We start from the raw sequence: 25,551 nt of genomic DNA on the forward strand, positions 1-25,551 counted from the left end.
ACTCAGAATTACACCCTAAAGGACGCGCGAACTACACAAAAAGATTCACTTGTTGGAATTTTTGTTGCCTGCTTTCACCATTATTTGATATTTCCCTAAAAATCTTCAGGGCCGCGGGCTCTGCATGCTCGTAGGTAAGCGGTGTTTTAGTCGCTGTGTTGCTAGCCAGTGTCGATGTATCTTGCTGCACGAATTGAAACACATTTTGCAATTGCGCAGGGGGCGTAAATGATAACTGGCGCTTAAACAGGCTGCTCGGCGAAAAATCGTAGGTAACCGGTGGCGTGCGCACGCTTGGGGTGTAGCGTGTTTCTTCTATGCCGGGTGTGGCTGTGGGGGCGGGCACCACGCGACCCACGCCTTCGTAAATTACCGAAGGCCTAGGCGAGGGGGTGGGTTTAGCGAAGGGGTGCGCTAAGCCCGATTGTGCAAGAAGCTTGTCTGCCATGGTGCGTTGGTTGGGTAATTAAATATTCTGTTGTTGCGCTGCCGAGGGCGAAACGGGTTGTTTAGTATTGGCGAAGCGGAATCAACACCTAAGTATAGGCCAGTATAGCGCGTGTGGTGCCAATCGCCGTCTGGGCCTTTACACCTGTGGGTAGCTTCCCTACACTGGGCGTCATTCTTGTCGGGGTGCTAGTTTTTGTGTGCTTTATTTGCGTGCAAAACAGGCTGAGAAAAACCCGTTGACCTGATCCGGCTAGTACCGGCGTAGGGAACGAGAAGAGTTTGGCGCTGTTTTCTGCCCGTTTACCACACGAGCCTCCTCGCGCGAACTCTGCCTTGTTTACTCACCGTGTACTTGCAACACGTGCTGAGTATATCGAATGACACCCACCGCTATTTTATCTATTGCCGCAAGCGACTCTTTTGGCGCCGCTGGTATTCAGGCGGATATCAAAACAGCTATGGCTCTGCACGCATACTGTGCCACGGCCATTACCGCTGTTACAGCACAAAACTCGCTGGGTGTTGCCGCCATTCACCCCGTACCTGCCAATATATTAAGCGCGCAGTTTACGGCGGCCGCACAGGGCTTTTTGCCGGCTAGGTTAGGTGCCATAAAAATTGGCATGCTCGGCCACGCCGAGGCATTGCCCGCTGTGGTGAGCTTTGTGCAGCAGCTAGCCGGGGCGATTCCAGTCGTGGTTGATACCGTACTTAACGCCTCTAGCGGTGCGGTATTACTGCCGCCTTCGGCGGTACGCGCTTATCGCGAATCACTTTTACCTTTAGCCACGCTCATAACCCCCAACCTACACGAAGCTGCACTTCTATTGGATGCGCCGCTAGCTACCAGCGAAGCCCAGCAGCGCGAGCAGGCGCAGGCCTTATTGCAATTGGGGTGTGGTGCTGTGTTGTTAAAAGGCGGCCACTTCGAAGGCAATAGCGCATCCGACTACTTAGTTACCCCGCATGGCGAAGCGCGTTTTTCTTCCTCCAAAATTCAAACCAATAACAGCCGTGGCACAGGTTGCAGTTTAGCAGCGGCTATTGCGGTGGGTATTGCACAGGGGCAGCCCTTAGAGCAAGCGGTAGAGGCGGCTAAAAATTACATAAGCGCTGCTTTGCAGGGGGCTGTGGGCTGGCAATTGGCGCAGGGTAGTGGGCCAATATGTCACGGTGCTAACAGTGCTTCAAGCCAGCAACTGCATTTAGGCCAAACCGATCATTAAAAAGACGATAGCAAAAAGATTTAGTTAAAAAACAAATTACATTCATTTCGTTACGCGAGAGAGACACCTCATGACAACCGATACATTAGAAAAACCACGCTTGAGTGATACCGCACAGGTAGACAGTCAATCCATTGCGCCGTTTCCAAATTCTAAAAAGATCTACGTGCAGGGTAGTCGCCCAGATATTCGCGTACCTATGCGCGAAATTAATTTATCTATAACGCCAACGGAATTTGGTGGCGAACAGAATCCACCCGTGCGTGTTTACGACACTTCTGGTGTGTACACCGACCCCAATGTAAAAATAGATGTGCGCCAAGGTTTGCCCGATGTGCGCAGCGCTTGGATAGCCGAGCGCGGTGACACCGAAGTGCTGCAACAAAAAAGTTCGTCTTTTACCCAGCAGCGCTTACACGATGCAAGCTTGGATACCTTGCGTTTTAATCACCAGCGCCAGCCCCTTAAAGCCAAGCCGCGCGCAAACGTAACGCAAATGCACTACGCGCGCTGCGGCATTATTACCCCAGAAATGGAATATATTGCCATTCGCGAAAATATGAGCTGGCAGCAAGCCAAAGAGCAAGGCGTGTTAGATCAGCAGCATGCCGGCGAGCATTTTGGCGCAAACATCCCAGATGAAATTACACCAGAATTTGTGCGCTCTGAAGTGGCCTGCGGCCGCGCAATTATTCCTGCAAATATTAACCACCCCGAACTAGAGCCAATGATTATTGGCCGCAACTTTTTAGTAAAAATTAACGGCAATATCGGCAACAGTGCGGTTACCTCATCTATTGAAGAAGAAGTGGCGAAGTTAACCTGGGGCACGCGCTGGGGTGCCGATACCATTATGGATCTGTCCACCGGTAAAAATATTCACGAAACGCGCGAGTGGATTATTCGCAACTCGTCAGTGCCCATTGGTACAGTACCTATTTACCAAGCTTTAGAAAAAGTAGATGGCGTAGCCGAAGATCTAACGTGGGAGATTTTCCGCGATACCCTCATCGAGCAAGCAGAGCAAGGGGTTGACTACTTCACAATCCACGCCGGTGTACTGTTGCGCTATGTGCCGCTTACCGCTAAACGGGTAACAGGTATTGTGTCGCGCGGCGGCTCGATTATGGCTAAATGGTGCTTGGCGCATCACCGCGAAAACTTTTTATACACCCATTTCGAAGACATTTGCGAAATTATGAAAGCTTACGATGTGAGCTTTTCTTTGGGGGATGGCTTGCGCCCAGGCTCCATTGCCGACGCCAACGACGAAGCGCAATTCGGCGAGCTAGAAACACTGGGCGAGCTTACCAAAATTGCGTGGAAACACGATGTGCAGGTAATGATTGAAGGCCCAGGCCACGTACCAATGCACATGATCAAAGAAAACATGGATAAGCAATTGCGCGAATGTGGTGAAGCGCCGTTTTATACCTTGGGGCCGCTGACTACCGATATCGCCCCAGGCTACGACCATATTACCTCGGGTATTGGTGCGGCCATGATTGGCTGGTACGGTTGTGCCATGCTTTGTTACGTTACACCCAAAGAGCATTTGGGTTTACCCAACAAAGACGATGTAAAAGAGGGTATCATCACTTACAAAATTGCTGCCCACGCAGCGGATTTGGCCAAAGGGCACCCCGGCGCACAGCTGCGTGACAACGCACTCTCTAAGGCGCGCTTTGAATTCCGTTGGGAAGATCAGTTTAATTTGGGCTTAGACCCAGATACTGCGCGGTCTTATCACGACGAAACGCTGCCAAAAGATTCCGCTAAAGTTGCGCACTTTTGCTCTATGTGTGGCCCCAAGTTCTGCTCGATGAAAATCACCCAAGAGGTGCGCGATTACGCAGCAGAACACGGTACAGATATTACACCAATCGCCGAAGATGAAGTGGTACGAATGATTGATGTAGAAGCCGAAATGCGCAAGAAGTCGGAGGAGTTCCGCGAGAAGGGCAGTGAGATATATGGGAAAATCTAGCTAACAGCTAACAGCTAACAGCTAACAGCTAACAGCTAACAGCGATTGCGGGGCTTGGCCCCGCAAAACACAGTGGATAAATAATGGAAGACTTGCCAGTTACACTTAATCGAGATGATGTAGACGTGCTCGATGAAAAAATTGTTTGGAACGGTTTTTTCAAAATGCACAAACTGACATTAAAACACCGTAAATTCGATGGAGAGTGGACGGGAGAGATTTCCCGTGAGCTGTTCCATCGCGGCGAAGCGTCGGCGGCGGTACTGTACGACCCCGAGCACGATCTAATAGGCTTGGTGGAGCAGTTCCGTGTGGGTGCTATCGATTCTTCCTTTGGCCCGTGGTGCCTAGAAGTGGTGGCGGGTATGTTAGAGGAGGGGGAAACCCCGGCAGAGCTAATCAAGCGCGAGCTAGAAGAAGAGGCTGGCGTAACCGATGCGGAGATTATTCCCATCACTACGTATTACTCCACCCCCGGCGGCTGCAGCGAACTCATCCACCTGTTTTGTGCCACCTGTAACCTAAAGGGGCGCGGTGGCGTTTTTGGGCTAGACGACGAAAACGAAGATATATATTTACACGTTTTGCCAGCCGACGAAGTATTTGCTGGTATGCTTAACAGTAGAGCCAACAACGCAGCCACCCTAATAGGCTTGCAGTGGCTACAGCTTAATAGGCAATCTCTAATGGCTAAGCGCTAAGTTAGCAGCGCTAGCGATTGGTGATTAGCGACTATAGATTGTTAACAGAGGTAACTATCATTCGTGGCATTAGTTAATCAGCGCAAATTGCCCAACAATCGCGGCTACAGTGTGGACATACAAGGCCATCACGCCCTGTGTGAAATGAACTTCCACCGTTTATTGCGCTTAATGCCCGGCCGCGAGGCGGGGGTAAAGCACTGGGGTTTCTCGGTAGGCCAGCTTAGTAACAATAAAGCCGAGGGCGAAACAGCTGCTGAAGCACCCGTAAACAATGCCGATATAAACCGCGAACAACCCAGCCTAATTAATGTTTCCATCAGCGTGGTGGACTCTGCCCCTTACACCACCACGGTAGAGCTGCAGCAAACCAGCTTTCTGCCACTGCTCAAAAAGCCCAAAATTCTTGTGCGCATGTACCACGATGCCGCCATGGCCGAAATAGTGGGCTGGGACAGGCACCGCCACTGGCGCCCGCAATACCTTTACCCCAATACTCACATGTATCAACCCGATGAAAAGCTCGCTCTGAATAAATTCTTAGGGGAATGGCTGGAATTCTGTCGCAAACATGGGTACCTTAAAGAAGAATTTTGTGACAAGGTTCTCGTAAACGGTAAATAGTATTCCCGCTTTAACCGTGATCGTACCAAACTATACAAACCCCAATCTCTAAGTGGCACTGTGCCCCTGTGGGTTTGATATGAATGTAAAAATTTTCAAGCGACGAGCGATGCGGCCTTTACGCGTAGTGCAGATAACGGATTGTCATTTGGGTAGCCAACCCGGTGAGCTTATGCTCGGTCTGGATACAGACCAGAGCTTATTTGACGTGCTTGAACTTATTCAAAACTCAGAGCCAACCCCCGATCTAATTCTAGCAACCGGCGATATCTCCAACGATGGCGGTGCCGCGAGCTATCAACGCTTCATAGATATTGTTAACCACTACTTCCCTGGTGTTGCTTTGGCTTGGTTGCCGGGTAACCACGACGACCCGCTAAACATGGATCAAGTGGACATCTTACCCATAGAAGCCCATTACCGAGCACAGGGATGGAACCTTATCCTGCTCGATTCGCGTATTCCCATGGAAGAAGGCGGCGAGCTGCACCCCAACGAGCTAATGCGCTTAGACGCCGAGCTAAAAGCCAACAGCGAACCTACCATGGTATTTTTGCATCACCAGCCAGTACCGGTAGGTAGCGAGTGGATAGACCAGTACGTGGTAAAAAATGCCGAAGCCTTTTTTGATGTGCTCGACAAATACGACCATGTAAAAGCGGTTTCTTGGGGCCATGTACATCAAGAGTTTCAAGATTCACGCAATAACGTAACTCTTCTGGCCACCCCCTCTACCTGCGTACAGTTTGCCCCCAAATCTAAACCCTTCAAGTTAGATACCATCATGCCTGGCTACCGCAGCTACTCGCTAAATGCCGATGGCAGCTTTACCTCCGAAGTAAAACGCATTCAAACTAAGGCCTATGCCATAGATTTTGCTTCTACCGGCTATTGAGCTGGTATACTCGCGCCTCAGTCATTCGCTAGAAACGAAGAACTATGGCCACCGTTCTCTATTTGCACGGCTTTCTAAGCTCGCCACAATCCAGCAAAGCTAAGGTTACTTGGCGTTGGTTGGCGAAAAATCATCCAGATGTCGACTTCTGTTGCCCGCAGCTTTCCTCCTACCCTAGCCAGGCAATAGCGCAAATTGAGGCAGAGCTAGATTCCCTTACGCAACCCGTGTACGTTATTGGCAGTTCGCTGGGCGGCTTTTGGGCCACTAACCTTGTAGAGCGCGGGCTAGTCGCAAAAGCGGTATTGGTTAACCCAGCCGTAGACCCGCACACCCGTTTCGACGAATTTAAAAACGTGCCGCTGCAAAGCTACTATTCCGATGAAACCTATTGTCTTACCGAAAAGGATTTGCAAGACTTGGTGGCGCTTAACTATGTCGAACCGCAGCAGCCCAACAAATATATGCTAATGGTGCAAACCGGCGACGAAACCCTCGACTACCGCATGGCTACAAAAAAGTATCGCCACTGCAAACAAATAGTTGAAGAAGGCGGCAGCCACACTTTTGACGGGTATGAAAATTGGCTGCCCCAAATAATCGAATTTTTTACCCAACAATCATCAGACCAATAATATAGAAAATAGACATACTCTATGGCTAATTATTCAGCAGAAGATATTGAAGTATTAACGGGCCTAGACCCCGTAAAAAAACGCCCCGGCATGTACACCGACACGGTGCGGCCCAACCACCTCGCGCAAGAAATTATTGATAACAGTGTGGATGAAGCACTGGCGGGGCACGCCAAAAAAATTGAAGTAATACTGCATAAAGATCAATCGGTAACCGTTACCGACGATGGCCGCGGTATGCCAGTAGATTTACACCCAGAGCAAAAAAAGCCGGGGGTAGAAGTTATATTATCTACCCTGCATGCCGGTGGTAAATTCTCCAACAAAAATTACCAGTTCTCTGGTGGTTTGCACGGTGTGGGGGTGTCGGTTGTAAACGCCCTTTCCGAAAGTTTAGAAGTAACTATTCGCCGCGATGGCCAAGTGTATCGCATGGGGTTTAAAAACGGCGATAAAGTTAGCGACCTAGAAGTAATAGATACTTGCGGCAAGCGCAACACCGGTACATCGGTGCGCTTTTTGCCCAACCCCAGCTATTTCGATTCGCACAAATTTTCTGTTTCGCGTTTGCGTCACAACCTGCGTGCAAAAGCCGTACTGTGCCCCGGCCTAGAAGTTGTTTTTACCGATGAGCAAACCGGCGACAAAGATACCTGGTACTACGAAGACGGCTTAAAAGATTACCTAAGCCAAGCAACCGAAGGCTGGGAAACACTGCCCGCCGATCCGTTTGTTGGCTCGTTCACCGGTACCACCGAAGCGGCCGACTGGGCTGTGCAATGGCTGCCCGAAGGCGGCGAAGTTACCCAAGAAAGTTACGTAAACTTAATTCCCACTGCGCAAGGTGGTACGCACGTAAATGGTTTGCGTACAGGCTTAATGGAAGCCATGCGCGAATACTGCGAAATTCGCAACCTTGTGCCGCGCGGTATAAAAATTACCCCCGACGACGTGTGGATGAACTGCTGCTTTGTGCTTTCATCTAAACTTGCCGACCCGCAATTTTCTGGCCAAACCAAAGAGCGATTATCGTCTCGTGAAGCGGCGGCATTTGTATCGGGCGTAGCTAAAGACGCCTTCAGTTTGTGGTTAAACCAACACACAGAAGAAGGCGATAAGCTCGCAGAATTCTGCATTAATAATGCGCAAAAACGCGTGCGCTCTAGTAAAAAAGTTGCGCGCAAAAAAATCACCGCAGGCCCAGCACTGCCTGGTAAATTGGCCGATTGTTCATCCGACGACCCAGCCAACGGCGAATTATTTCTGGTGGAAGGGGATTCGGCAGGTGGCTCTGCCAAGCAAGCGCGCGATCGCGATCACCAAGCCATCATGCCGCTGCGCGGAAAAATATTAAATACCTGGGAAGTAGAAAGCCAAGAAGTTTTGGCTTCGCAAGAAGTGCATGACATTTCGGTAGCGTTGGGTATAGACCCAGGCTCAGATAACCTAGATGGGCTGCGCTACCACAAAATATGTATTCTTGCCGATGCGGATTCCGACGGCTTGCACATTGCCACGTTGTTATGCGCATTGTTTTATCAACACTTCCGCGCACTAGTCAGCGCCGGCCACGTTTACGTAGCTATGCCGCCTCTGTACCGCATAGATATAGGCCAAGATGTTTACTACGCGCTAGACGATAGCGAAAAACAAGGGATTCTAGACCGCATAGTTGCCGAAAAGAAAAAAGGCAAAGTAAACGTACAGCGCTTTAAAGGTTTGGGTGAAATGAACCCACTACAACTGCGCGAAACCACCATGGCTCGCGACACACGCCGCCTAGTGCAGCTAACCATAGATGAAGAAGACGAAACAACTCAACTTATGGATATGCTACTTGCCAAAAAACGCTCCGGCGACAGAAAAACGTGGCTAGAAGATAAAGGCGATTTGGCTGATATTGGTAATGATTTGTAAGCTAGCTAACAGCTAACAGCTAACAGCTAACAGCTAACAGCGCGAAAGCACGCTTATTAGGGGGCGTGCTTTTTTATTTTAAAACCGTTATTTATTGTTATCTGTTTTTTGATCGGCGCCGAAACTCAATATTTCATCTACTTCAATATCTATTGCATCGATAAACGCGTTATTTAAAAGTGATAAAAACGATTCTATTACGGACGTTTCTGGGTTGTTTAAGCTGCCTTCAATAGGTATTTGGGTGGCAACTAGGTCTGTTTCTCTATTAGAAAGTATATTAGCGATACCGCCAATTAGGGCGTCTGCGAGTGCCTCGAATGGGTTGTCGCCATCTATTTCTATATCCTGTTTCCAAGAAAAGACGTCTAGCTCGTCTGCGCCAACTTTTAAATAACCGGTTAACTCACCCATATCTGCTTTTAGCTCGGTGGCGGCCATAAATGAGCCTGCTTCTACATCGAAGGGTGTGTATATTTTTATTAATGCATCAAGGTGTTTTGCTTGTATATCATCTATGTGTGCATCCACATCAAACATTGGTTTTTTACTGAATGGGTCGAAAGAGCCTTCTGCCGTTACTTTCGATTCGCCGTATACCATGCCATACCCAGTTAAGGTGCCTCTTGTGCTGGTTGTATTTTTACTCTTGTTGTTTTCCGTATCGTATTGAGAGGGACTGGTAATACCCACAACAACCCCGTTTATATCCGATACTTGAAATGCGCCCTTTTGATTTAGTGTGTTGGATTTACCTTCGAAGGTGAAATGACCGTCTATCACTTCTAACCTATCAATATCGAAAGGCACTAGCTGTTCGCTTATGCCAAGCCAAGTCGATTTATTGGCTGCAGCCTCGTACTTTTTTGTTTGTTCTTCTTTGGTGTCGGCGAATGTAAAGCTTGGTTGCTTGAACACAAGCTCGGTAACTACTTTACCTCTAATTAATTTTGTCCAGAAAATAGAAATATCTAATTCGCTTATAGTAACAAACGGGTGTTCGATGTTGTTTTTTACTGTGCGCAACTCGATACCTTCAATTTGGTAAGCGCCACGATACAAGTGAAGGTCGATATCTTGGATGCTTCCTGCAATGCCTGGCGCGTTATCTAGCGACTGATTGACTATGTTCTTGACAATTGTGGGCGCAAGCATGCGTAGCGCTACAAGTAGCGTGAATAGTATGCATGCGGCGATGAAAACTTTAGAGTGTAGTAAACGGCTATTTATTTTCATTTTACCAGCATTCATAACGATTCAAGTCTAGTAGTCCGCTAGAAATTGGGTTTCTGTTTTTTTCGGAATTACTTATCGCATGTACAGTTTGCCAAAAATTGTCGTCTAAACGTTTTAAAATAAATTCATCCATGCGTTCTCTAAATTCGGTATCGTTATCTGGCGTATTCAACGCGCCTATGAAGCGATTTATATCACTTTCATCGACCTTAAATATAAGGTTGGGGTAGCTACCCACAAGGCCTTTTCGAATTGATAAATAATCTTGTTCTGGTTGGTACCTAAGTTCCTCGCCGGTAAGAAATGCAACATTGCTATGCATTCTGTTGCGCACTAGTGAATAAACAATGCTTTGATTTTCATTGCTTGAAGTACTATTGTTGGAAATGGCATTGCTGGACGTGGCATTGTTGGACGTAATAAAAAGTAAGCTAAGATCGGGTAAATCTTTTATAAATGCGAGTTCTTTAGCGGGTTTGCTAGCTATAGAGGCTAGCTGGGTTGCTACCAAGTTTTGCGTATGCGCTTGCTCTTTTCCATCGTCTGTATTTGTTGTACTAGATTCTGCACGATTTATCGGGTCGTGCGCATTGGTGGAGCTTGGGAATTTGTCAAAGAAGTAGTTAAAAAAGGCGTCTTTAGGAGCGCTCTCATTTAGCTCTGGAGCACCCAGTGCTAAGGTGTCTAGTTTAGGGTAAGAGATACTTGTTTTTAACTGGGCTAGCCCTTGGTACCAATGGTTAAATATTGCTTCTCTGGAGTCTTTGGGCATATAGGCTAGAAAGTTAGTTTCACCGCCATGGCGAATTAAATCAAAATACAAACGTGTTTGTAACTGATGTGACACGTTGCCGAAAACATCAAAACCTGCAACAAGTTCATAGTAGGTACGTTCGAATAAGGGGTAGTCTAATACCCATGCGGTGCGTGGTTTACTGCCTTGCCAGCCCTGCAGTACCGTAGCATTGTTGTGGTGCCTAAATACGGTAAGAAAGGCATTGGGGTTTTCGCCTTTTTCTGTCCAAATTGTATTTAGTGGTCTGCCAGTATTGTAACTTTCGCGATAAGCTGTATTGCGGTCTTCTGCATATTTATTGCGGTTGTTTTGATAGATTGTCCATTCGTCACCGAACTCAGAAAGCTGGCTATTTTCTCCCGGTAGCCCAAGTAAGCTTTCAACGGATTGGCGATAATTTTTGTTGTTAACGAATAGCTCTGTTTCAGGGTTTTCAAACATTACCCAAAAGTGGTCTCGAATAACATCGGTTGCGATAGGGCCGTGGCACACCGGGCCTCGAATAAATGTACGAACAAAATATTCTGCATCCTGCAATAAAAACTTATAGCGAAGCTTGGCTGGTATCGCGCTGTAAGTTTTAAATGGATTAGATCTAAATTCGTACTCATAGCTAGGTAAGTTTTTTACTTGCCAGCTTTCGCTTGCGAACAAAGATTCAATTTCCGTTAATCTATTTTTATCAAACCGATAGGGTATGTGAGATTTATATACAATGGTTTCTTCCACAGGTTGCAAGCGATAGTAAAAATCCGATTGAGTAGGTTGATTTGGTAAAGCTGTGTTGATTGGAATGATAGCCGTTCCTGATGGCGTACTTGACCGTACTAAACGATAGAAATTGACGGGGTATTGTAATTCGCTATCGAGAATTCTCTCTGAAAGATTATCATCTGGCTGTAAGTGCAAGTGCGCGAGAAAAAGATGCTCGTAAATATAGCGTGCTAATAGCTTTCTTTCATTCGATGTTTCGTTTAACCAGTCTTCCCATTTTTGTATCACTTCTTTGTCTTGCTTATTGATTGTCCAAGGCGCGTCAGGGATGGTCGCGCCTTGTTCAAACCAGGTCATAACTAAATCGTATTCCGACTGAGATAGCCCTTGGGTGGCCAGTGGCATACCGTTATGAGGGTGGCTGTGGGTGAACCTATTAAACTCTTCGATTGTAGCGCTGCATTGGTTTTCTCTGGTTGTTCCCAGTTCAATATTGTTTTTTTTAATGGCTTCGTTAAGAGTGTTTGCGTTCTCACTATTTTGTGTAGCGAAGCCCCAAGCAATAAACGATTTTAGTAGTGGGCTTTGGTTGTTTGTTTCTAGTACCGAGTGAAAACCGAGGTTGCGCCACTCGGCTTCGGTATTACCATCCAAATTAAGGCGGGTGGGTTGTTGTGGTTCGGTGCGGCCGCCGTTATATACCTGCTTGGCAGTAGCGCCGCGCAGTAACCCTTTCGCATTTACAAGTTTTAGTTGGCATGGCGCATCAAAGCAGCTATGGCACGCCACGCACTTTTTATCCAATATTGGTTGAATGTCGCTGTAATAATTAACTTCTTCGTGCACAGTGTTGTGAGGTAGTACAGTAAACGCGGGTTCTTCCCTTTGTTCTTGAATATAGTAATAGCTTAGCCCTGCTACCATTGCAGTTAAGGCAAGTGCGATAAATAAGACGCTAGTTTTATTTCTAAGCATTTTGGGCTTCCATATAATAATATTTTGTAATTCTTTACTCGGCTTTGCATTTTTTACAAGCCAGCTTTATTGAGCTAGCTCGAGTAACTCTGCGCCATTTACTATTATTAATTTGATTCGGTAATGTTTAACCCGAGATAAATAGCGCTTTTAAACAGATATTATGAAGATGAAGCAGGAACCGTACCAAATAGTAATTGGTTGTTCGCTTGCCTATGGGGGGGCTGGTAATTGCAGTATAAATTTCTGACTACAGAGAGTATTAACGTTGGGTTGAGTCTAGTTGCTCGCTAAAGTTTGGTTATGCGGGGTAGTTATTTTATATAGAGTTGCGAAAAGAATAAGCATAGTAGCTATAGGATGGTTTTAATAAACCTAAAGCTTTCTATATTCCAATATCAACTCAATAATCTCATGGTCGCTTTTGGCGGCCGAGAGGGATTCGTCTAGGCTGCGGCGTTGGGGCAGGTAGACGTTGAATTTGCGTTTTAGCATGCTAACCACTTCTTCATCTACGCTTGGGTCTACTTCCATCTTTGCGTAAACATTTATGCGCTGGCGCAGGAAATCCTTGTTATCCATAGTGTGCTCTTTATTTGTACGAAGGGTAATGCGGGTAGGGGGAACTGCAAGATACACTAATTACTATAGTTTAAATAGCGGAGTTTAGTCGCTAGCGTTAGGTGTATTAGCTATATACCCGTTAATTGTTGTAAAAGGAGTGTTATTTACCTTGTTGCCACGGGGACTCGGCGGTAAAGGTTTTGACGTAGAGCGCTTCAACCTTATCACGTGCCCATTGCGTTTTGCGCAGGAACTTCAAGCTGCTTTTTACCGAGGGGTCTGATTTAAAGCAGTTTATATTGATTCTATCGGCCAAGCCCTGCCAGCCGTAATGCTCTTGCAGTTGGGTAACAACTTTTTCGAGGGTAATACCGTGTAAGGGGTTATTGGGTTGCTGTTCGGCCATGGGGTACCTACTGTTTGTAGTTAGTTGCTATAGCTTACGGTAAAACAGCCTTTGGCTAAAGGTCCGCTGCGGTTTTCAAAGCGGTGGGGGGTGCTGGCGGCAAAATGAATGGCTTGCCCGGCATTAAGTGAAATGGTTTCGTTGTGAAGGTGTAGTGTAATTTGGCCTGTGTCGAGCCACACTGTTTTTTGCGTGCCCAGCTTATTGGCTGCAAAGCCGGTTTTACCGTATTTACTAAAATAGAAATGGTAGAAGTCTACATTGCAGCTGTTACTTTGTGCGAGTAGTTGGTGACAAACGAAGGGGCTATTTTGTTTACTGACAATGTTCGTTTTGCTGCCTTTAACTATTACGTAGTGAGTAGTGTGTTTACTGGGTTCGACTAAATCTCCCAAGCTTATGCTCATGGCTCCTGCTAGTTTGGCAAGGGTGGTAACGGTGGGACTTTTCTGATTGCTTTCTATTTGTGCAATCATGGATCTACTTACACCAGACCTATCTGCCAGCGCTTGTAAGCTTTCTCCATTTGTTTGGCGATAATTACGTATAAATGTACCTATATGGTCGAAAGTCATGATGGACGCAGGTCTACTATAGTGGATTTATGGCTTTATAGTGTATCGGGATGGTGTTTTTATCGCTAGGCTTTCTCTGTTTTTTAAATTACAAATATGGAGAAAGTGAGTATGCAAATAGAAAAGGTAGTGGCTATCACAGGAGCAAGTTCTGGCATTGGCCTTGCTATGGCGCAGCTTTTTTTGAAGCGGGGGTTTAATGTGGCGGTGTTGGTGCGCAACCCCAAAAGCTTTAGTTGCGAGCCGCAAGCGTTAGGGAGGTTATTGGTTAATAAAGGGGATGTTAGGAGTACTGAAGACCTTGGCCATTTTTATAAGGCTATCCATGAGCGCTGGCAGCGGTTGGATGGTGTTATCGCAAATGCGGGTGTCGCTATTCCACAGGAGGTTGGTGATGTATGTGAATCGAGCTTTGACGCCACTATGGATACGAATGTAAAAGGCGTTTTTTTTACTGTAAAGCTGGCGTTGCCTTATTTAGAAGCTGGTGCTGCAATAGTGTTGGTTTCGTCTATTCAGGCACAGCGGGGCGCGGGAGCTTGGACGGTATACGGCGCTAGCAAGGCTGCGGTGCGTTCTTTGGGGCGATCTTTTGCAGAGGCGTTGGGCGGAAAGGGGGTGCGGGTAAATGTGCTTTCTCCTGGCGTTACAGATACCCCTATTTTGAATAAATTTGGGTTTGATGCAGAGACCTTAGCTTCAGTCTTGGATGGTGTGAAAGCAGCTACGCCTTTACAGCGTTTGGGGACACCGATAGATATTGCGGAAGCTGCATATTTTTTGCTGTGTGAGCAGTCTGCGTTTATAACAGGGGCAGATTTACAGGTGGACGGTGGGCTTGCGCAAATTTAAGCGCTGCTGGTGAATACAACAGCTGTGGTAGACTGCGCGGCTATTCCTTTAATACTTAAATAGCAGTGGGTTAGTGACCATGACAGCAACACAAACTGCACAGGCGCCAATTGATGCGGTGATTACATGGGTGGATGGCTCCGACCCTAAGCATGCGGCTAAACTAGAAGGCTATTTAGCCAGCATAGGTGGTTCGCGCCCGCGCGCTGCTTCGCCTTCGCGGTTCCATCACTCTGGCGAGCTGGATTATTGCGTTACGTCGCTGCTTCGCTTTGCGCCTTGGTTGCGTACTATTTACATTGTTACCGATGAACAAACCCCCGATTTAATACACAAGCTAAAGGGCACGGTGTATGAAGATAGGGTGAAGGTTGTAGATCACAAGGTGATTTTTACAGGGTTTGAGCAGCATTTACCCTGTTTTAATAGTAGGCCTATATTAAGCGTATTGTGGCGCATACCTGGGTTGGCAGAAAACTTTATATTCTTAAATGATGACTTCGCACTGCTGAGACCGGTACGAGAGAGGGACTTTTTCCGCGATAATAAAGTGGTATTGCGTGGTAAATGGCGCAAGTTTTCCGATAAGGTTATTCATAAAAAAGTGGCGCACTTTTTAGAGGGATTGTTCTCTAAGAAAAAGCGCGAGCTTCGGAAAACCAAGGTGGGCTATTTGGCCGCACAAGAAGTAAGTGCGAAATTGCTGGGTTTTAAAAATTGGTATTTCCAAATACCGCATAACCCTCACGCGTGGCGAGTATCTACTCAGCGCACTTATTTTGAAGCTAACCCTGAAGTGCTGGAGTTTAATGTAAGCTTCCCTTTGCGCAATAGCGAACAATTTATTGGCGAGTCCTTAGCTGCGCATTTAGAGCTAAAAAATAAAGGCGCTAAAATTAAAAATGATTTAAACGTACTCCAACTAAAACCCGCCGACCAAGCGCTGCTGCGCATTAAAAACAAACTAAACCGCGCCGACAAATCCAAAAAAACCGCATTTGTATGCGTACAAAACATAGAAAACGCGGACGAAGAAAAGCAAAAGCTTATATTCGAGTGGCTGGATAAGCGAATAGGGACTGTGGATGAATTGCTAAACGCGAATCGCTAATTATTAATAGCTAGTAACTAGTAATTAACGATTAGTGTTTAGCTACTGTTAATCTAATCCCACCAAAAAAACCATACTTTTTGATCTAATAATGCGGCGGCGAGGTTGGCGATGGTTTCTTCGCCTTGCTCTATTAGGTCTGGGCAGTACAAATAATGTTGCCAAGCTAGGGCGATGGCTTCTTCGCGGGTGCAGGGGGGCTTGTTGACGTAGGCTTCTATTACGTCGCCGCTTACACCTACTATGCGGGCATCGTATTTGTGTTGCCAAAATTGCCACAGGGCGCAGTGTTCTGCTGGGCTGGGGCAGTTATTCCAACCGCCAAACCCTAAGTAGGCTGGCACTTGCCAAGAGTGTTCACATTGCACTATTACCGCAGCGAGTGTATCTAGTGGTTGTTGGGTAACTATATCGTTGGCAAGCGCAAAACTGTGCTGTACACCATTGGCGCCAGGCCAGCGGCCTTCCAATTTTTTCTGTTCGCTCTCTTCCAATGGCAATGCTGATTTTTGGGTGTTAAACCAGTCAATGGCGTTTAATGTATTTGCCTCGGCAAGTATAGATTGAGCGTCGGTATTTATACCTATGCCATCTTGCAGTAAGTCGCGGTCGTCCGGGGAGCCGCAAATAATAACTTTATTTTTTTTGGCGGAAGTCTCAATAGCTTGTTTAAAACCTACCGAGCCGTCTAGCTCAATAAAATGCATAGCGTTGCCTTGTTGTAGTGCGAGTATAGGTTAAAGGTATTTACCTATATCATCGGGAAGTGCGTCGTAGTGGGTAAGGTTTTGAGTTGGGTCGCACCACTGTACTCTGCCGGCGTAAAAAGCGTTAGCGCTGGGTTGGATGTTTGGTGCATCTACCACCGCAGCGAGTGCAACACTCATATAGTCGCTGTGGGCTTTGGCGTAGTTCATTAAACGCGAGCCGCACACCGAGCAAAATACGCGTAAACCCATTGGTGACGATGGGTATTCGGTCAATTTTTCTTGGCCTTGAATAAAGCGCAAACTAGCCTTTGAGGCAAATAGCTGTGTAGCGTATGCCGCGCCGTGCGATTGCCTGCACATGGAGCAGTGGCAATTAATCGCTGTATTGTTTTTGGGTTCGAATTCAAATTCGATGGCTTTGCACAGGCAGCGGGCTAGCATAGCGGTATCCTTAGAGCACTGGCTTTAGTTGGCCTTGTTGTTTTCTATTTCTTTGAGTTTGTCTTGTATTTCCTGCAGGCGAGCTTGAGTTTTGTCTTGTTCGCGTTTGTGGCTTTTTATTATCCAAAAGATACCTGCTGCCAGTACAAGTAGGGCGGCCGCCACTACTAATAGTTGGGCGCTGCTAATTGATTGCATAAAAGCTCCTGCGCGCGTGTTGTTGGCTCGTTAGAGTTTCTATAAGGCTAGATGATTAAGTGGCGTCTATCTTAAACGATTCGAGCAATATTAAAAGATTGCGAGCCTATCATTTGTGTAAAGTGAAGGGGTAAATAGCAAACTGTGGCGCGGTTAGCGCCCCGTCGGCCCGCAGGTGATAGCGGGCGACGGGGTAGACATGGTTGTGCGTTGGCTGCACGTTGCTAGGGTAAGTGCTTATTGCGCAACTAAACTCTGCGGTCCTGTAGTGCTGTTCGCACTCCAGTCTAGGCGTATATCCCACTGGTGGCGGTGCTGTGGCAGTAGCGGTGGCTCGCTTTCGTCTACCTCGGTGTACACATTGGTCGCGGGTAGCAGTACTGTGTCGCGGCCAAATAGATAGCTCTGTTCTTTCACTATGGTGTAATAGGCCTTATTTAGGGCCAGAGCGCGCTCTTTAGAGGGGGTAATTAAATCGTATATCGATTCCAAGCTCTCTACTTTGGCTTTGTTTACGCCGTTGCTGGTAAACCAACGCGCTAACATCTCGCTATTTTGGCGAAACTCATCACCGCCGCCTACGCGTTCTAGGTAAGTTAAGTATTCGCCTTGCTCTTCTGGCTGTAAATCGCTTGCGCGAATATTGGGTACATCTTTAATGGTTTTTAAATTGATGTAACCCCAGCCCTCTGCACCGGCTACCTTGCGCGGAAATGCAAAGGTTTGATCAATGGTGGTGCCAATGGTTTTGTGGCAACCCATACAAAACGCTTGTTCTTCGCTATGCTGTTTTCTAAGGTTGCCTTGTTCGTCTTCTATAAAGCCGAGCACTTGCCAGCCAAAGCCATTGCTCATGCCCTTGTCTTGTTTATCTACCGAGTAGGGTAAATTGCCAAAATGCTTTTCTTTTGCTTCGCGGTAGTAGCTGCCGCTTAAGCGCTCGGTGGGCAAAAAAGTTTGTTTTTTCATATAGCGCAACTCTTTCATGCGCGGTGGGTTAAAAATTTCGCCGTTTTCACCCACGCCCACGTAACGCACCGAGTGTAAAAAGGCGGTGCCTTCTGGGTAAAGCATATGTGCTAGTGGTGTTTGATGGGCATCGCCAATGTAATGTGTGCGGCGAGTTATGGTTGTGGTGTTGCTGTTAAGTTTGCCATCGTTATCTAAGTCGAGCTGTAATTCAATTTCGTTGGTGGGCGGCAAGCTGGTAGATTGCTTGCCGGTTATTGCAAGCTCTAGCAGCGCCAGGTTGGCAAAGTAAACCTGCCTAGAAAATTCGCCGTTACGTTGGGTGAAAGGCGTAGCTAGCTTAATCATTACATCGTCGGTAGAGCCGTTTGTTGGCCAGAAGGTACTAGGTAGAGGCTTGTAGTTAAACGCAACCCACAGCGACCCGTCTTTGGCTAGGCCGTATTCATCAAACGCTTCTGCGCCTTTTTCTAGATGTTTTAATTCTGGTACCACACCACTCCAGTCACTGTTTTTAAGTTTTTCGATAAGTGGCGTGTAGTTGTCGGTTTGAATGTAATTTAAAATAAATTCATCGCTAATATCTTTTATTTTTTCTTCTCGGTTTACAAAAAGGTTTTTCCAGCTATTGGTTACGCCAACATCTGAAAAGGCATAGCTGCCCTGTTGAAAGCCATCGTGCATTTGGTTGGGGCGATCACTTTCGGAATACGTTTGGTGGCAAACATAACAAGGGTTAAATTTGCTTTCTGTTTTGGTGTAGCACTGCGCGGGTATTGGCGCTTCTGGGTTAAACACTTCGTTATGGTCGATATAGTCTTGTGCCAAAAATTCAGTTTTGCTTGGCTGTTTTTGTGCCGTATTAACTTGCGTTGTATTTGAAGTAGCTGGGCTTACACTTTTTTCGGAGCAGGCGGTAAGTGATGTAAATAGCAGTACCGAGAAAAGCGCTGTTAAAAGTGCTGTTGAATATGTAGAGCAGCGTAAAGCGGTGTTAGTTAATCGCATGGGTGTAACCAAAAAGTTAGTGCTATAGAAAATAAAGTAAGAACGATAAAGGCCAATAAAATTAGATGTGTAAGCCTAAGTAAGAGAATATTGCTGACGCGAAATAAAACGAAATTTGGAGTGGCCCTGCGGGCCACTCCAAATACGATGATTGCTATTTCAGCGTTTTACTTTCGCTATTATTTATTCCCTTTAGGGTTGTAAATCCACAGTGCGTTATTCACTTGGAAGCCATCTTCACCAATAATGATGCGGCCGTCGTCCAGCACGATAACGTTATCTGGTTGCGATAGAGACTCTACATCGCAACGCAACGCGCCAGAAAGGCTAGAGCGGTAAGTACCACCCATTACAACAGGCTCTATGCGGTTTACGTCGTAGTTGGCTTCTAGCTTCATGCGGTAAACACCACCACAATCTTTTACGCGTGAAGAAAGTTGAATGTCGCCAGCATCGTCTATCATGCCGTTATCTAAATCTGCAATGGCAAAGTAAACGTAAGCGTTGTTTACTTCTTCGTTTGGAATTAGATCTACACCTTCAACGGCTTCTTGAGCGCGCTTATGGTTAACGTAAATACCTTCAAACTTACGCCATTCTGCAGTTGCACCTTTAGCGCGAGCTGCTTTGCGCGATTCTAAGAAGGCAATACGGTCATCCATGGCTTTGGTTGCAGTTACAGTGCTGCCGCCGTTTGCAATGGTTGGGTAGGTTGCGCTGCCTGCTGCCCACGCTTCGGCATCAGCGTTGGTGAGGTAGTTGCTTTGGCCATCTACGAAGTCATCTAGGTTTATGTCGTCGTATTCAGCAATCCAGGTTTCGATTTCGGTGTTGTTACCGTGGGCAAGCTCTATCCACTCAATATCAAAACCGGTAGTTTGTGGTTCAGTGCTACCTACGTCTTGTGTTAATTTGGCACCGTACAATGTACCCGCGCTCAAGTCGCCAGCGGTATCGGCAACGAATTTATAAAACACACCGTTGGTATCATCCTGCGAGAGGTAAACCGTTTTTTGGTCTGGCATTACAATCGCGTTTTCGTGTTCAAAACGGCCCATTGCGTAATGTTTAACTGGCGTTGCTGTACCTGCAGGGTCGGTAATTTCTACAATGTAGTGGTAGCGGTAAGTGTTGGGGAAGACTGCGGCGTCTGCAGCGCTGCCTGCAGTAGGAGAGGTGTAACGCGCAAGTGAGTTGCGGTTGCCACTGCTTGCCGCTGGGTTGTTCCAGTCGGTGGTGTTATCGCCAAAGTTGCCCCACTCTTCTGAGGTTAACGGCGTGTTCCAAGGTGTTACCGAACCAAAGCAGTTTGCGATTGTGCCGTAGGTGCCAAAATCTAGCATCATTACATCGCTGCTATCTACGCTCCACTCACCGGTGCTGGTGTTTTTGTCTAGCTTTAATCGGCTCATGCCACCAGGAATCGCTTCCCAGTTTGTAAATAAGTAGCCGCTAGTGTCGCTAGTTGGAATAAAGCCGTTAAAGTCCGGGTCGTCGATTGAGCGCACAACGGTAGTGCCATCAACTGCCAATACTGTACCTAAACCTTGTGCCATTGCGCCGCCAAAGGTATCGGTAGTTTGTGCGATAACTTGGTACTCGCCGTAGGCCACTTGTACGGTTTGTTTTTCCCAATCCGATTGCGGTACGCCAACTGAAATTAAGTTTTGTGGCAATTGGTTAATGTTTACGCCTTTTAATACACCTACAGTACCGTGATCAAAAACAATACCGTTGGCATCGGCTTCGGTGTTACTGTTATCTGGGTGTTGTACGTTAAAGAAAAGGTCGCCATTTTCTGTAACATAAGCACCGGTCACTTCTGCACCTAATGGCACGGTAGCTAGGCGAGTTAATGAACCGCCGAAAGAGCCATCTACACCGTCTTTACCATCTGCGCCATCGACACCGTTCGCGCCATCTACGCCAGCAGCACCGTCGCTGCCGTTTGCGCCATCGCTACCATCTGCACCGTCTTTACCATCGTCGCCACTGCAGGCGGCCAATACAAGAGTGGGAATACCTATTAACAGGGCTTTGCGAATCGCATCAGCCAGAGTATTTTTTGAAAACATACGTTGCTCCTAATGAATTTACTGCGAGTAAAATAATTTTTATATGAATTAGCGCGAGTAAATTACGGGCAAGCTATGACTGTAGAGTGACTGCTTGTTGAAGGTTTTATGTGACAAATATGACAGAAAAGTTAAAGAATTTTTAAAAGCAGCGCAATTTAAGCGGCGCAACAGGAGGATGGCTGCCAATTGTGACAGTTCGGTTAAAAAATAGAGGGTTGCGCAGTCTTGTTAGCTCACTGCTTTTGGCGAGCGATTTATACGAATTGTGTAAGTTGTATAAATTATACAAAAAGAAAAACAGACTAAGGCGCGTTAGCCAATAGCCGTTGAATTATATCGAGATGTTTCTGCGTGGCGCCTTGGTTTTCGCTTACAAACCGCTTACCGGCTAAACCTGCCTGTTGTGCTATGGCTGCATTGGCAAATAGTCCGTCAACTTGATCGGCCAATTCATCGGCGCTGTGAACCGTATATAAGCTTGCCGCTTGGGTAAGTGCTTGGGCAATGGTAGCAAAATTAAATTGGCTGGGGCCAGATACAATAGGCAGCCCCCACACGGCAGGCTCTAAATAGTTGTGGCCGCCATTCGCAACAAAGCTGCCGCCCACAAAGGCTATATCTGCAGCGCCGTACATAAGCATCAGCTCGCCCATGGTATCGCCTAGCACTATGTGTGTTTGTGCGCTTGGCGCTTGCTGGCTGCTGCGGGTAACAATATAAAAGCCGCGTGTTGTGCACAGTTGTGCAACATTGTTGAATCTATCTGGGTGGCGAGGTACCAATAGCAGTAGCAGGGAGTTGTCTCTTTCCAATAATTTGTGAAAGGCGTCAAGAATTATTTCATCTTCACCGCGGTGGGTGCTGGCGGCGATAAGAATTTTGCGTTTGCCTTCAAGGCTGTATTCACCTTTTAATTGCGCGGCGCGCTCTGCGATGGTTGCATCTACGGCTATATCAAATTTAATACTGCCGGTTACTTCACTGTTGTTTTGTGCAAGCCCTAGGCGGTAAAAGCGTTCTGCGTCTGCCGAGTTTTGGATGGCGGCAAAACTTAGGTTGTGCAACATGGGCTTAGTTAGGCTGCTAAATTTTGCATAACCCTTAGCGGATTTTGCCGAGAGCCTGCCGTTGGCTAACAGTGTGGGTATGCCGTGCTTGTGGCATTGGCGCAATGTGTTGGGCCACAGTTCTGTTTCCATAAACACGGCTAAGCTGGGTGCGGTTTTATTTAAAAAGCGATTAATTAAAAACGGTATGTCGTAGGGGGCGTAAACATGGTACACGCGCGTGCCGAATTTTTTGCTTACCTGTTCGCTACCGGTGGGTGTGGTAGTGGTAATTACTATGTCGTATTGGTTGGTTTCTAGCAGCGCGTTGATAAGTTGCGAGGCAGCAATAAATTCGCCCACCGATACAGTGTGAAACCAAATAGTTTGTTTGTGCTTCTTTTCTAGTGGCGGTATTACACCAAAGCGTTCGCCGATACGCGCGCGGTAAGCGGGTAGTTTGCTACCGCGCAACCACAGGCGCACCACAATAATGGGCAGCGCGAGGGTAAATAATAAAGTGTAAAAAAGTCGCAGCATGTTCCAATCGCTAATTGCTAGTTGTGAATTGCTAGTTGTGAATTGCTAGTGTGAATTATGAGTGACGCATTAGGGCTGCGCCAAGCTTAGTTACCACAGGTTACGAAAACTGGGAGTGGTAGAGGTTGGCGTATACACCGCTGCGATCGAGTAGTGTTTGATGGTTGCCAGCCTCAACAATGCGGCCGTTATCCATTACTAAAATGGTGTCGGCGTTTTCTATGGTGGATAAACGGTGGGCGATAACCAGTGTGGTACGCCCTTGTTTTAATTCATCCAATGCCGATTGAATTTGTTTTTCCGATTCGTTATCTAACGCCGATGTGGCTTCATCTAAAATTAATATAGGGGCGTTTTTGTATAGCGCGCGGGCAATAGCTATACGTTGGCGCTGACCACCAGAAAGGCGTGAGCCATCTTCACCGGCGGGTGTTTGGTAGCCGTTAGGCAGTGCCATAATAAAATCGTGCGCGTTGGCTTGCTTGGCGGCATCTTGAATGCGCGCTTCGTCTATATGTTCGCTGCCGTAGGCAATGTTCGCGGCAATGGTATCGTTAAATAAAATGGTCTGCTGGTTAACCAGTGCAATGTGTTCGCGCAGGTTGTGCAATTCAAGCGATTGAATTGGTGTGCCATCAATAGTAATGCTGCCCTGTTGGTTATCGTAAAAGCGTAACAGTAAGCTCACAATGGTAGATTTACCACTGCCCGAGCTACCCACCAGCGCCACGGTTTGGCCAGGTTCTATGGCAAAGCTTATGCCGTTTAGGGCTGGGGTATCTTGATTGTAACCAAAGTGAACGTCTTTTAATTCTACTCGGCCTTTCGGTGCGTTAAGTTTTTGCTGGCCGCTATTGGGTTCGGCTTGTAGGTCGAGCACTTCAAAAATGGTGTCGGCAGCGGCAAGGCCTTTTTGGATAATGCTGTTTATTTTGGTTAGTTGCCTAAAGGGTTTGGCTATAGCGGCTGCGTAGGTGGCGTACACCACGGCTTTGGATGAGTCGCTATCCCATAAAATCATAATTAAATAAAAGGTTACCGCTAGCGCCAGCGCCAGCACTATGTGTAATACGGGGGTTTGAAAAGCAGACACGCGTTCGAACTTGGTGCCGTAGTGCAGGTTTTGGTTGGTGGCATCGTTAAAGCGGTCTAGTTCGTATTTTTCGCCGCCGTAACTTTTTACCAGTTTAATGCCTTGAATACTTTCGGTGGCGACATGGCTTACGCGGCCAACGGCAGACTGAATTTTGTGGCTAACTTTGCGGAAGTATTTGCTGGCAATATACATAAGGCCGCCCAACACAGGGGCTACGCAAATAAACGCGAGGGTGAGTTTCCAGTTGATAATTAGCATCATTGCTAAAAACCAAGCTACGCTCATGCCGTCTCTAAACAGGGTTTTTACCGCGTTGGTTACCGACCCCGTTACTTGCTCTATGTTGTACACCAATAGCGATATAAGCTCGCCGCTATTTTTTGTATCGTAAAAAGATTGTGGCAAATAAATCATTTGCGAAAAAATTTGGCGGCGCAGGTTGGTAATGACGTTTAAGCCTACAAGGCTCATATAAAAATTACCGAAGTAGGCGCCAATGCCGCGAATAATACTGAGCACCACAACCGAGATAGGCACAAACCACAAAGATGAAGTGACATCGGCAGATAACCCCAATACCGGTGCCGAAGGGCGCCCCTCTAGTCTATCTACAAAATATTCTAAAATATTAATTAGCTGGGCTTCCATGGCTGCGAAAACGCCAAAACCAATAAAGCTAATAATAAAATAGGCTTTGTATTTAAACGCATAGCTAAGCAAGCGTTTATAGGATTCTACAGAGGTGGGTTTAGCCGGTGTGCTCATGGTGTGCTCATGTGGTAAAAATGGGCTTGAGTCATTGTGCGGGGGGAATAAAAAAGGCGGTCAAGCGCCGCCTTTGGTGTTTTACTTCGCGATGGGCGCAAGCCAATCGTGGTGGTTGTCTAGTCGACCTTTTACCGCATCGAAATACAAAGATTGTAAACGCTCGGTAATAGGGCCGCGCTTGCCTTCGCCAATGTTGCGGCCATCTAGCATGCGAATAGGTAATACTTCTGCGGCGGTACCGGTAAAGAAGGCTTCATCGGCTACGTACACTTCGTCGCGGGTGATGCGTTTTTCTTTAATGGTGTAGCCGCAATCGGCTGCTAGTTGAAAGATGGTGGCACGGGTAATACCATCTAAGCAGCTGGTTAGCTCTGGCGTGTAGATTACGCCGTCGCGCACGATAAAAATATTCTCGCCGCTGCCTTCCGCTACGTAGCCTTCTGTATCGAGTAGCAAAGCTTCTTCACAACCGCAATCTAATGCTTCTTTTAGGGCAAGCATAGAGTTGATGTAGTGACCATTGGCTTTGGCTTTACACATGGAGATGTTTACATGGTGGCGGGTGTAGCTTGAGGTGCGCACTTTAATGCCTACTTCTTTGGCTTCTGGCGACATGTACGATGGCCAGTTCCACGCGGCAACAATAACGTGTGTTTTTAAGTTGTCGGCACGCAAACCCATCCCTTCAGATCCGTAAAAAATCATTGGGCGCAAGTAAGCTTCGTGAAGGTTGTTTTCGCGCACAACAAGCTTGTGGGCTTCGTTTAATTGCTCTTTGGTCCAGCTTACGGGCATATTCATAATATGCGCGGAGCGGAATAGGCGATTGGTGTGCTCTTGTAGTTTAAAAATGCAGGTGCCGTCATTTTGCGTTTCGTATGCGCGTACGCCTTCGAATACGCCCATGCCGTAATGCAATGTGTGGGTAAGTACATGCACTTTAGCATCGCGCCAAGGTACTAATTCACCGTCAAACCAAATAACTCCATCGCGATCTGCGAAAGACATTGTGCTACTCCAAAGTAAGTCTAAA

General features: G+C 46.9%; 23 protein-coding genes and 1 riboswitch. Of the genes, 9 read left to right on the forward strand and 14 right to left on the reverse strand.

Annotated elements, in window-relative coordinates; translation table 11 throughout:
• Positions 1-31: 31 nt before the first annotated feature.
• Positions 32-448 carry a hypothetical protein gene (locus tag SDE_RS01940; RefSeq protein ID WP_011466855.1) on the reverse strand — a complete coding sequence of 139 codons (417 nt, stop codon included), beginning with the start codon at positions 446-448 and terminating at the stop codon, positions 32-34.
• A 171-nt stretch (positions 449-619) separates the two neighbouring features.
• Positions 620-735, forward strand: a riboswitch (TPP riboswitch).
• Between the two features lie 92 nt (positions 736-827).
• Here SDE_RS01940 and thiD point away from each other — a divergent pair.
• From thiD to parE, 7 genes are all read left to right on the forward strand, one after another.
• Positions 828-1,676 (forward strand): bifunctional hydroxymethylpyrimidine kinase/phosphomethylpyrimidine kinase, encoded by an 849-nt coding sequence (gene thiD, locus SDE_RS01945; RefSeq protein WP_011466856.1) that lies wholly within the window; start codon positions 828-830, stop codon positions 1,674-1,676.
• Between the two features lie 70 nt (positions 1,677-1,746).
• A complete protein-coding gene (thiC, locus tag SDE_RS01950; protein ID WP_011466857.1) occupies positions 1,747-3,663 on the forward strand; it encodes a phosphomethylpyrimidine synthase ThiC in 1,917 nt (638 codons plus the stop codon).
• A gap of 83 nt (positions 3,664-3,746) precedes the next feature.
• Entirely contained in the window at positions 3,747-4,364 is a 618-nt protein-coding gene (locus SDE_RS01955) for an NUDIX domain-containing protein (RefSeq protein ID WP_011466858.1), read from the forward strand.
• Positions 4,365-4,427: 63 nt separating this feature from the next.
• Positions 4,428-4,988, forward strand: coding sequence for a DUF1249 domain-containing protein (locus tag SDE_RS01960; protein ID WP_011466859.1), 561 nt, complete (start codon positions 4,428-4,430; stop codon positions 4,986-4,988).
• A gap of 79 nt (positions 4,989-5,067) precedes the next feature.
• Positions 5,068-5,883: a 3',5'-cyclic-AMP phosphodiesterase gene (cpdA, locus tag SDE_RS01965; protein ID WP_011466860.1), complete on the forward strand. Its 816-nt coding sequence runs from the start codon at positions 5,068-5,070 to the stop codon at positions 5,881-5,883.
• A 44-nt stretch (positions 5,884-5,927) separates the two neighbouring features.
• Positions 5,928-6,518, forward strand: coding sequence for a YqiA/YcfP family alpha/beta fold hydrolase (locus SDE_RS01970; protein WP_011466861.1), 591 nt, complete (start codon positions 5,928-5,930; stop codon positions 6,516-6,518).
• A 21-nt stretch (positions 6,519-6,539) separates the two neighbouring features.
• Positions 6,540-8,435: a DNA topoisomerase IV subunit B gene (parE, locus tag SDE_RS01975; RefSeq protein WP_011466862.1), complete on the forward strand. Its 1,896-nt coding sequence runs from the start codon at positions 6,540-6,542 to the stop codon at positions 8,433-8,435.
• A gap of 87 nt (positions 8,436-8,522) precedes the next feature.
• Here parE and SDE_RS01980 read toward each other — a convergent pair whose 3' ends face one another.
• From SDE_RS01980 to SDE_RS02000, 5 genes are all read right to left on the reverse strand, one after another.
• Entirely contained in the window at positions 8,523-9,590 is a 1,068-nt protein-coding gene (locus SDE_RS01980) for a DUF748 domain-containing protein (protein WP_158303842.1), read from the reverse strand.
• 82 nt (positions 9,591-9,672) lie between these two features.
• Entirely contained in the window at positions 9,673-12,156 is a 2,484-nt protein-coding gene (locus SDE_RS01985) for a fatty acid cis/trans isomerase (RefSeq protein WP_011466864.1), read from the reverse strand.
• A 375-nt stretch (positions 12,157-12,531) separates the two neighbouring features.
• Positions 12,532-12,738 (reverse strand): hypothetical protein, encoded by a 207-nt coding sequence (locus tag SDE_RS01990; protein ID WP_041324036.1) that lies wholly within the window; start codon positions 12,736-12,738, stop codon positions 12,532-12,534.
• Positions 12,739-12,880: 142 nt separating this feature from the next.
• Entirely contained in the window at positions 12,881-13,126 is a 246-nt protein-coding gene (locus SDE_RS01995) for a VF530 family DNA-binding protein (RefSeq protein WP_011466866.1), read from the reverse strand.
• A gap of 20 nt (positions 13,127-13,146) precedes the next feature.
• Positions 13,147-13,701 carry a helix-turn-helix domain-containing protein gene (locus SDE_RS02000; protein ID WP_011466867.1) on the reverse strand — a complete coding sequence of 185 codons (555 nt, stop codon included), beginning with the start codon at positions 13,699-13,701 and terminating at the stop codon, positions 13,147-13,149.
• A 111-nt stretch (positions 13,702-13,812) separates the two neighbouring features.
• Between SDE_RS02000 and SDE_RS02005 the strand changes: the two genes are divergently transcribed.
• Together SDE_RS02005 and SDE_RS02010 are read left to right on the forward strand one after the other, a co-directional pair.
• Positions 13,813-14,553 carry an SDR family NAD(P)-dependent oxidoreductase gene (locus tag SDE_RS02005; RefSeq protein ID WP_011466868.1) on the forward strand — a complete coding sequence of 247 codons (741 nt, stop codon included), beginning with the start codon at positions 13,813-13,815 and terminating at the stop codon, positions 14,551-14,553.
• A 79-nt stretch (positions 14,554-14,632) separates the two neighbouring features.
• Positions 14,633-15,664, forward strand: coding sequence for a Stealth CR1 domain-containing protein (locus SDE_RS02010; protein ID WP_011466869.1), 1,032 nt, complete (start codon positions 14,633-14,635; stop codon positions 15,662-15,664).
• Between the two features lie 53 nt (positions 15,665-15,717).
• Here SDE_RS02010 and SDE_RS21070 read toward each other — a convergent pair whose 3' ends face one another.
• The 8 genes from SDE_RS21070 to SDE_RS02045 form a co-directional block, all read right to left on the reverse strand.
• Positions 15,718-16,371, reverse strand: a complete 654-nt coding sequence (locus tag SDE_RS21070) for a DUF4253 domain-containing protein (RefSeq protein WP_011466870.1) — start codon at positions 16,369-16,371, stop codon at positions 15,718-15,720.
• Positions 16,372-16,401: 30 nt separating this feature from the next.
• Positions 16,402-16,815, reverse strand: coding sequence for a GFA family protein (locus SDE_RS02020; RefSeq protein ID WP_011466871.1), 414 nt, complete (start codon positions 16,813-16,815; stop codon positions 16,402-16,404).
• 24 nt (positions 16,816-16,839) lie between these two features.
• Positions 16,840-17,013 (reverse strand): hypothetical protein, encoded by a 174-nt coding sequence (locus SDE_RS22785; RefSeq protein ID WP_158303843.1) that lies wholly within the window; start codon positions 17,011-17,013, stop codon positions 16,840-16,842.
• 237 nt (positions 17,014-17,250) lie between these two features.
• A complete protein-coding gene (locus tag SDE_RS02025; RefSeq protein WP_011466872.1) occupies positions 17,251-18,990 on the reverse strand; it encodes a hypothetical protein in 1,740 nt (579 codons plus the stop codon).
• A 179-nt stretch (positions 18,991-19,169) separates the two neighbouring features.
• Positions 19,170-21,065 carry an alkaline phosphatase PhoX gene (locus SDE_RS02030; RefSeq protein WP_011466873.1) on the reverse strand — a complete coding sequence of 632 codons (1,896 nt, stop codon included), beginning with the start codon at positions 21,063-21,065 and terminating at the stop codon, positions 19,170-19,172.
• 305 nt (positions 21,066-21,370) lie between these two features.
• Entirely contained in the window at positions 21,371-22,654 is a 1,284-nt protein-coding gene (gene waaA, locus SDE_RS02035) for a lipid IV(A) 3-deoxy-D-manno-octulosonic acid transferase (RefSeq protein WP_011466874.1), read from the reverse strand.
• A 100-nt stretch (positions 22,655-22,754) separates the two neighbouring features.
• A complete protein-coding gene (gene msbA, locus SDE_RS02040) occupies positions 22,755-24,515 on the reverse strand; it encodes a lipid A export permease/ATP-binding protein MsbA (RefSeq protein WP_011466875.1) in 1,761 nt (586 codons plus the stop codon).
• Between the two features lie 81 nt (positions 24,516-24,596).
• Positions 24,597-25,526, reverse strand: coding sequence for a branched-chain amino acid transaminase (locus SDE_RS02045; protein ID WP_011466876.1), 930 nt, complete (start codon positions 25,524-25,526; stop codon positions 24,597-24,599).
• Between the last annotated feature and the right edge of the window lie 25 nt (positions 25,527-25,551).

Source organism: Saccharophagus degradans 2-40 (assembly GCF_000013665.1).
GTDB lineage: Bacteria > Pseudomonadota > Gammaproteobacteria > Pseudomonadales > Cellvibrionaceae > Saccharophagus > Saccharophagus degradans.

Coding starts and splice junctions, on each gene's coding strand:
- SDE_RS01940 (WP_011466855.1), bottom strand. CDS start 448: ATGGCAGACAAGCTTCTTGCACAATCGGGCTTAGCGCACCCCTTCGCT.
- thiD (WP_011466856.1), top strand. CDS start 828: ATGACACCCACCGCTATTTTATCTATTGCCGCAAGCGACTCTTTTGGC.
- thiC (WP_011466857.1), top strand. CDS start 1,747: ATGACAACCGATACATTAGAAAAACCACGCTTGAGTGATACCGCACAG.
- SDE_RS01955 (WP_011466858.1), top strand. CDS start 3,747: ATGGAAGACTTGCCAGTTACACTTAATCGAGATGATGTAGACGTGCTC.
- cpdA (WP_011466860.1), top strand. CDS start 5,068: ATGAATGTAAAAATTTTCAAGCGACGAGCGATGCGGCCTTTACGCGTA.
- SDE_RS01970 (WP_011466861.1), top strand. CDS start 5,928: ATGGCCACCGTTCTCTATTTGCACGGCTTTCTAAGCTCGCCACAATCC.
- parE (WP_011466862.1), top strand. CDS start 6,540: ATGGCTAATTATTCAGCAGAAGATATTGAAGTATTAACGGGCCTAGAC.
- SDE_RS01980 (WP_158303842.1), bottom strand. CDS start 9,590: ATGCTTGCGCCCACAATTGTCAAGAACATAGTCAATCAGTCGCTAGAT.
- SDE_RS01985 (WP_011466864.1), bottom strand. CDS start 12,156: ATGCTTAGAAATAAAACTAGCGTCTTATTTATCGCACTTGCCTTAACT.
- SDE_RS01990 (WP_041324036.1), bottom strand. CDS start 12,738: ATGGATAACAAGGATTTCCTGCGCCAGCGCATAAATGTTTACGCAAAG.
- SDE_RS01995 (WP_011466866.1), bottom strand. CDS start 13,126: ATGGCCGAACAGCAACCCAATAACCCCTTACACGGTATTACCCTCGAA.
- SDE_RS02000 (WP_011466867.1), bottom strand. CDS start 13,701: ATGACTTTCGACCATATAGGTACATTTATACGTAATTATCGCCAAACA.
- SDE_RS02005 (WP_011466868.1), top strand. CDS start 13,813: ATGCAAATAGAAAAGGTAGTGGCTATCACAGGAGCAAGTTCTGGCATT.
- SDE_RS02010 (WP_011466869.1), top strand. CDS start 14,633: ATGACAGCAACACAAACTGCACAGGCGCCAATTGATGCGGTGATTACA.
- SDE_RS21070 (WP_011466870.1), bottom strand. CDS start 16,371: ATGCATTTTATTGAGCTAGACGGCTCGGTAGGTTTTAAACAAGCTATT.
- SDE_RS02020 (WP_011466871.1), bottom strand. CDS start 16,815: ATGCTAGCCCGCTGCCTGTGCAAAGCCATCGAATTTGAATTCGAACCC.
- SDE_RS22785 (WP_158303843.1), bottom strand. CDS start 17,013: ATGCAATCAATTAGCAGCGCCCAACTATTAGTAGTGGCGGCCGCCCTA.
- SDE_RS02025 (WP_011466872.1), bottom strand. CDS start 18,990: ATGCGATTAACTAACACCGCTTTACGCTGCTCTACATATTCAACAGCA.
- SDE_RS02030 (WP_011466873.1), bottom strand. CDS start 21,065: ATGTTTTCAAAAAATACTCTGGCTGATGCGATTCGCAAAGCCCTGTTA.
- waaA (WP_011466874.1), bottom strand. CDS start 22,654: ATGCTGCGACTTTTTTACACTTTATTATTTACCCTCGCGCTGCCCATT.
- msbA (WP_011466875.1), bottom strand. CDS start 24,515: ATGAGCACACCGGCTAAACCCACCTCTGTAGAATCCTATAAACGCTTG.
- SDE_RS02045 (WP_011466876.1), bottom strand. CDS start 25,526: ATGTCTTTCGCAGATCGCGATGGAGTTATTTGGTTTGACGGTGAATTA.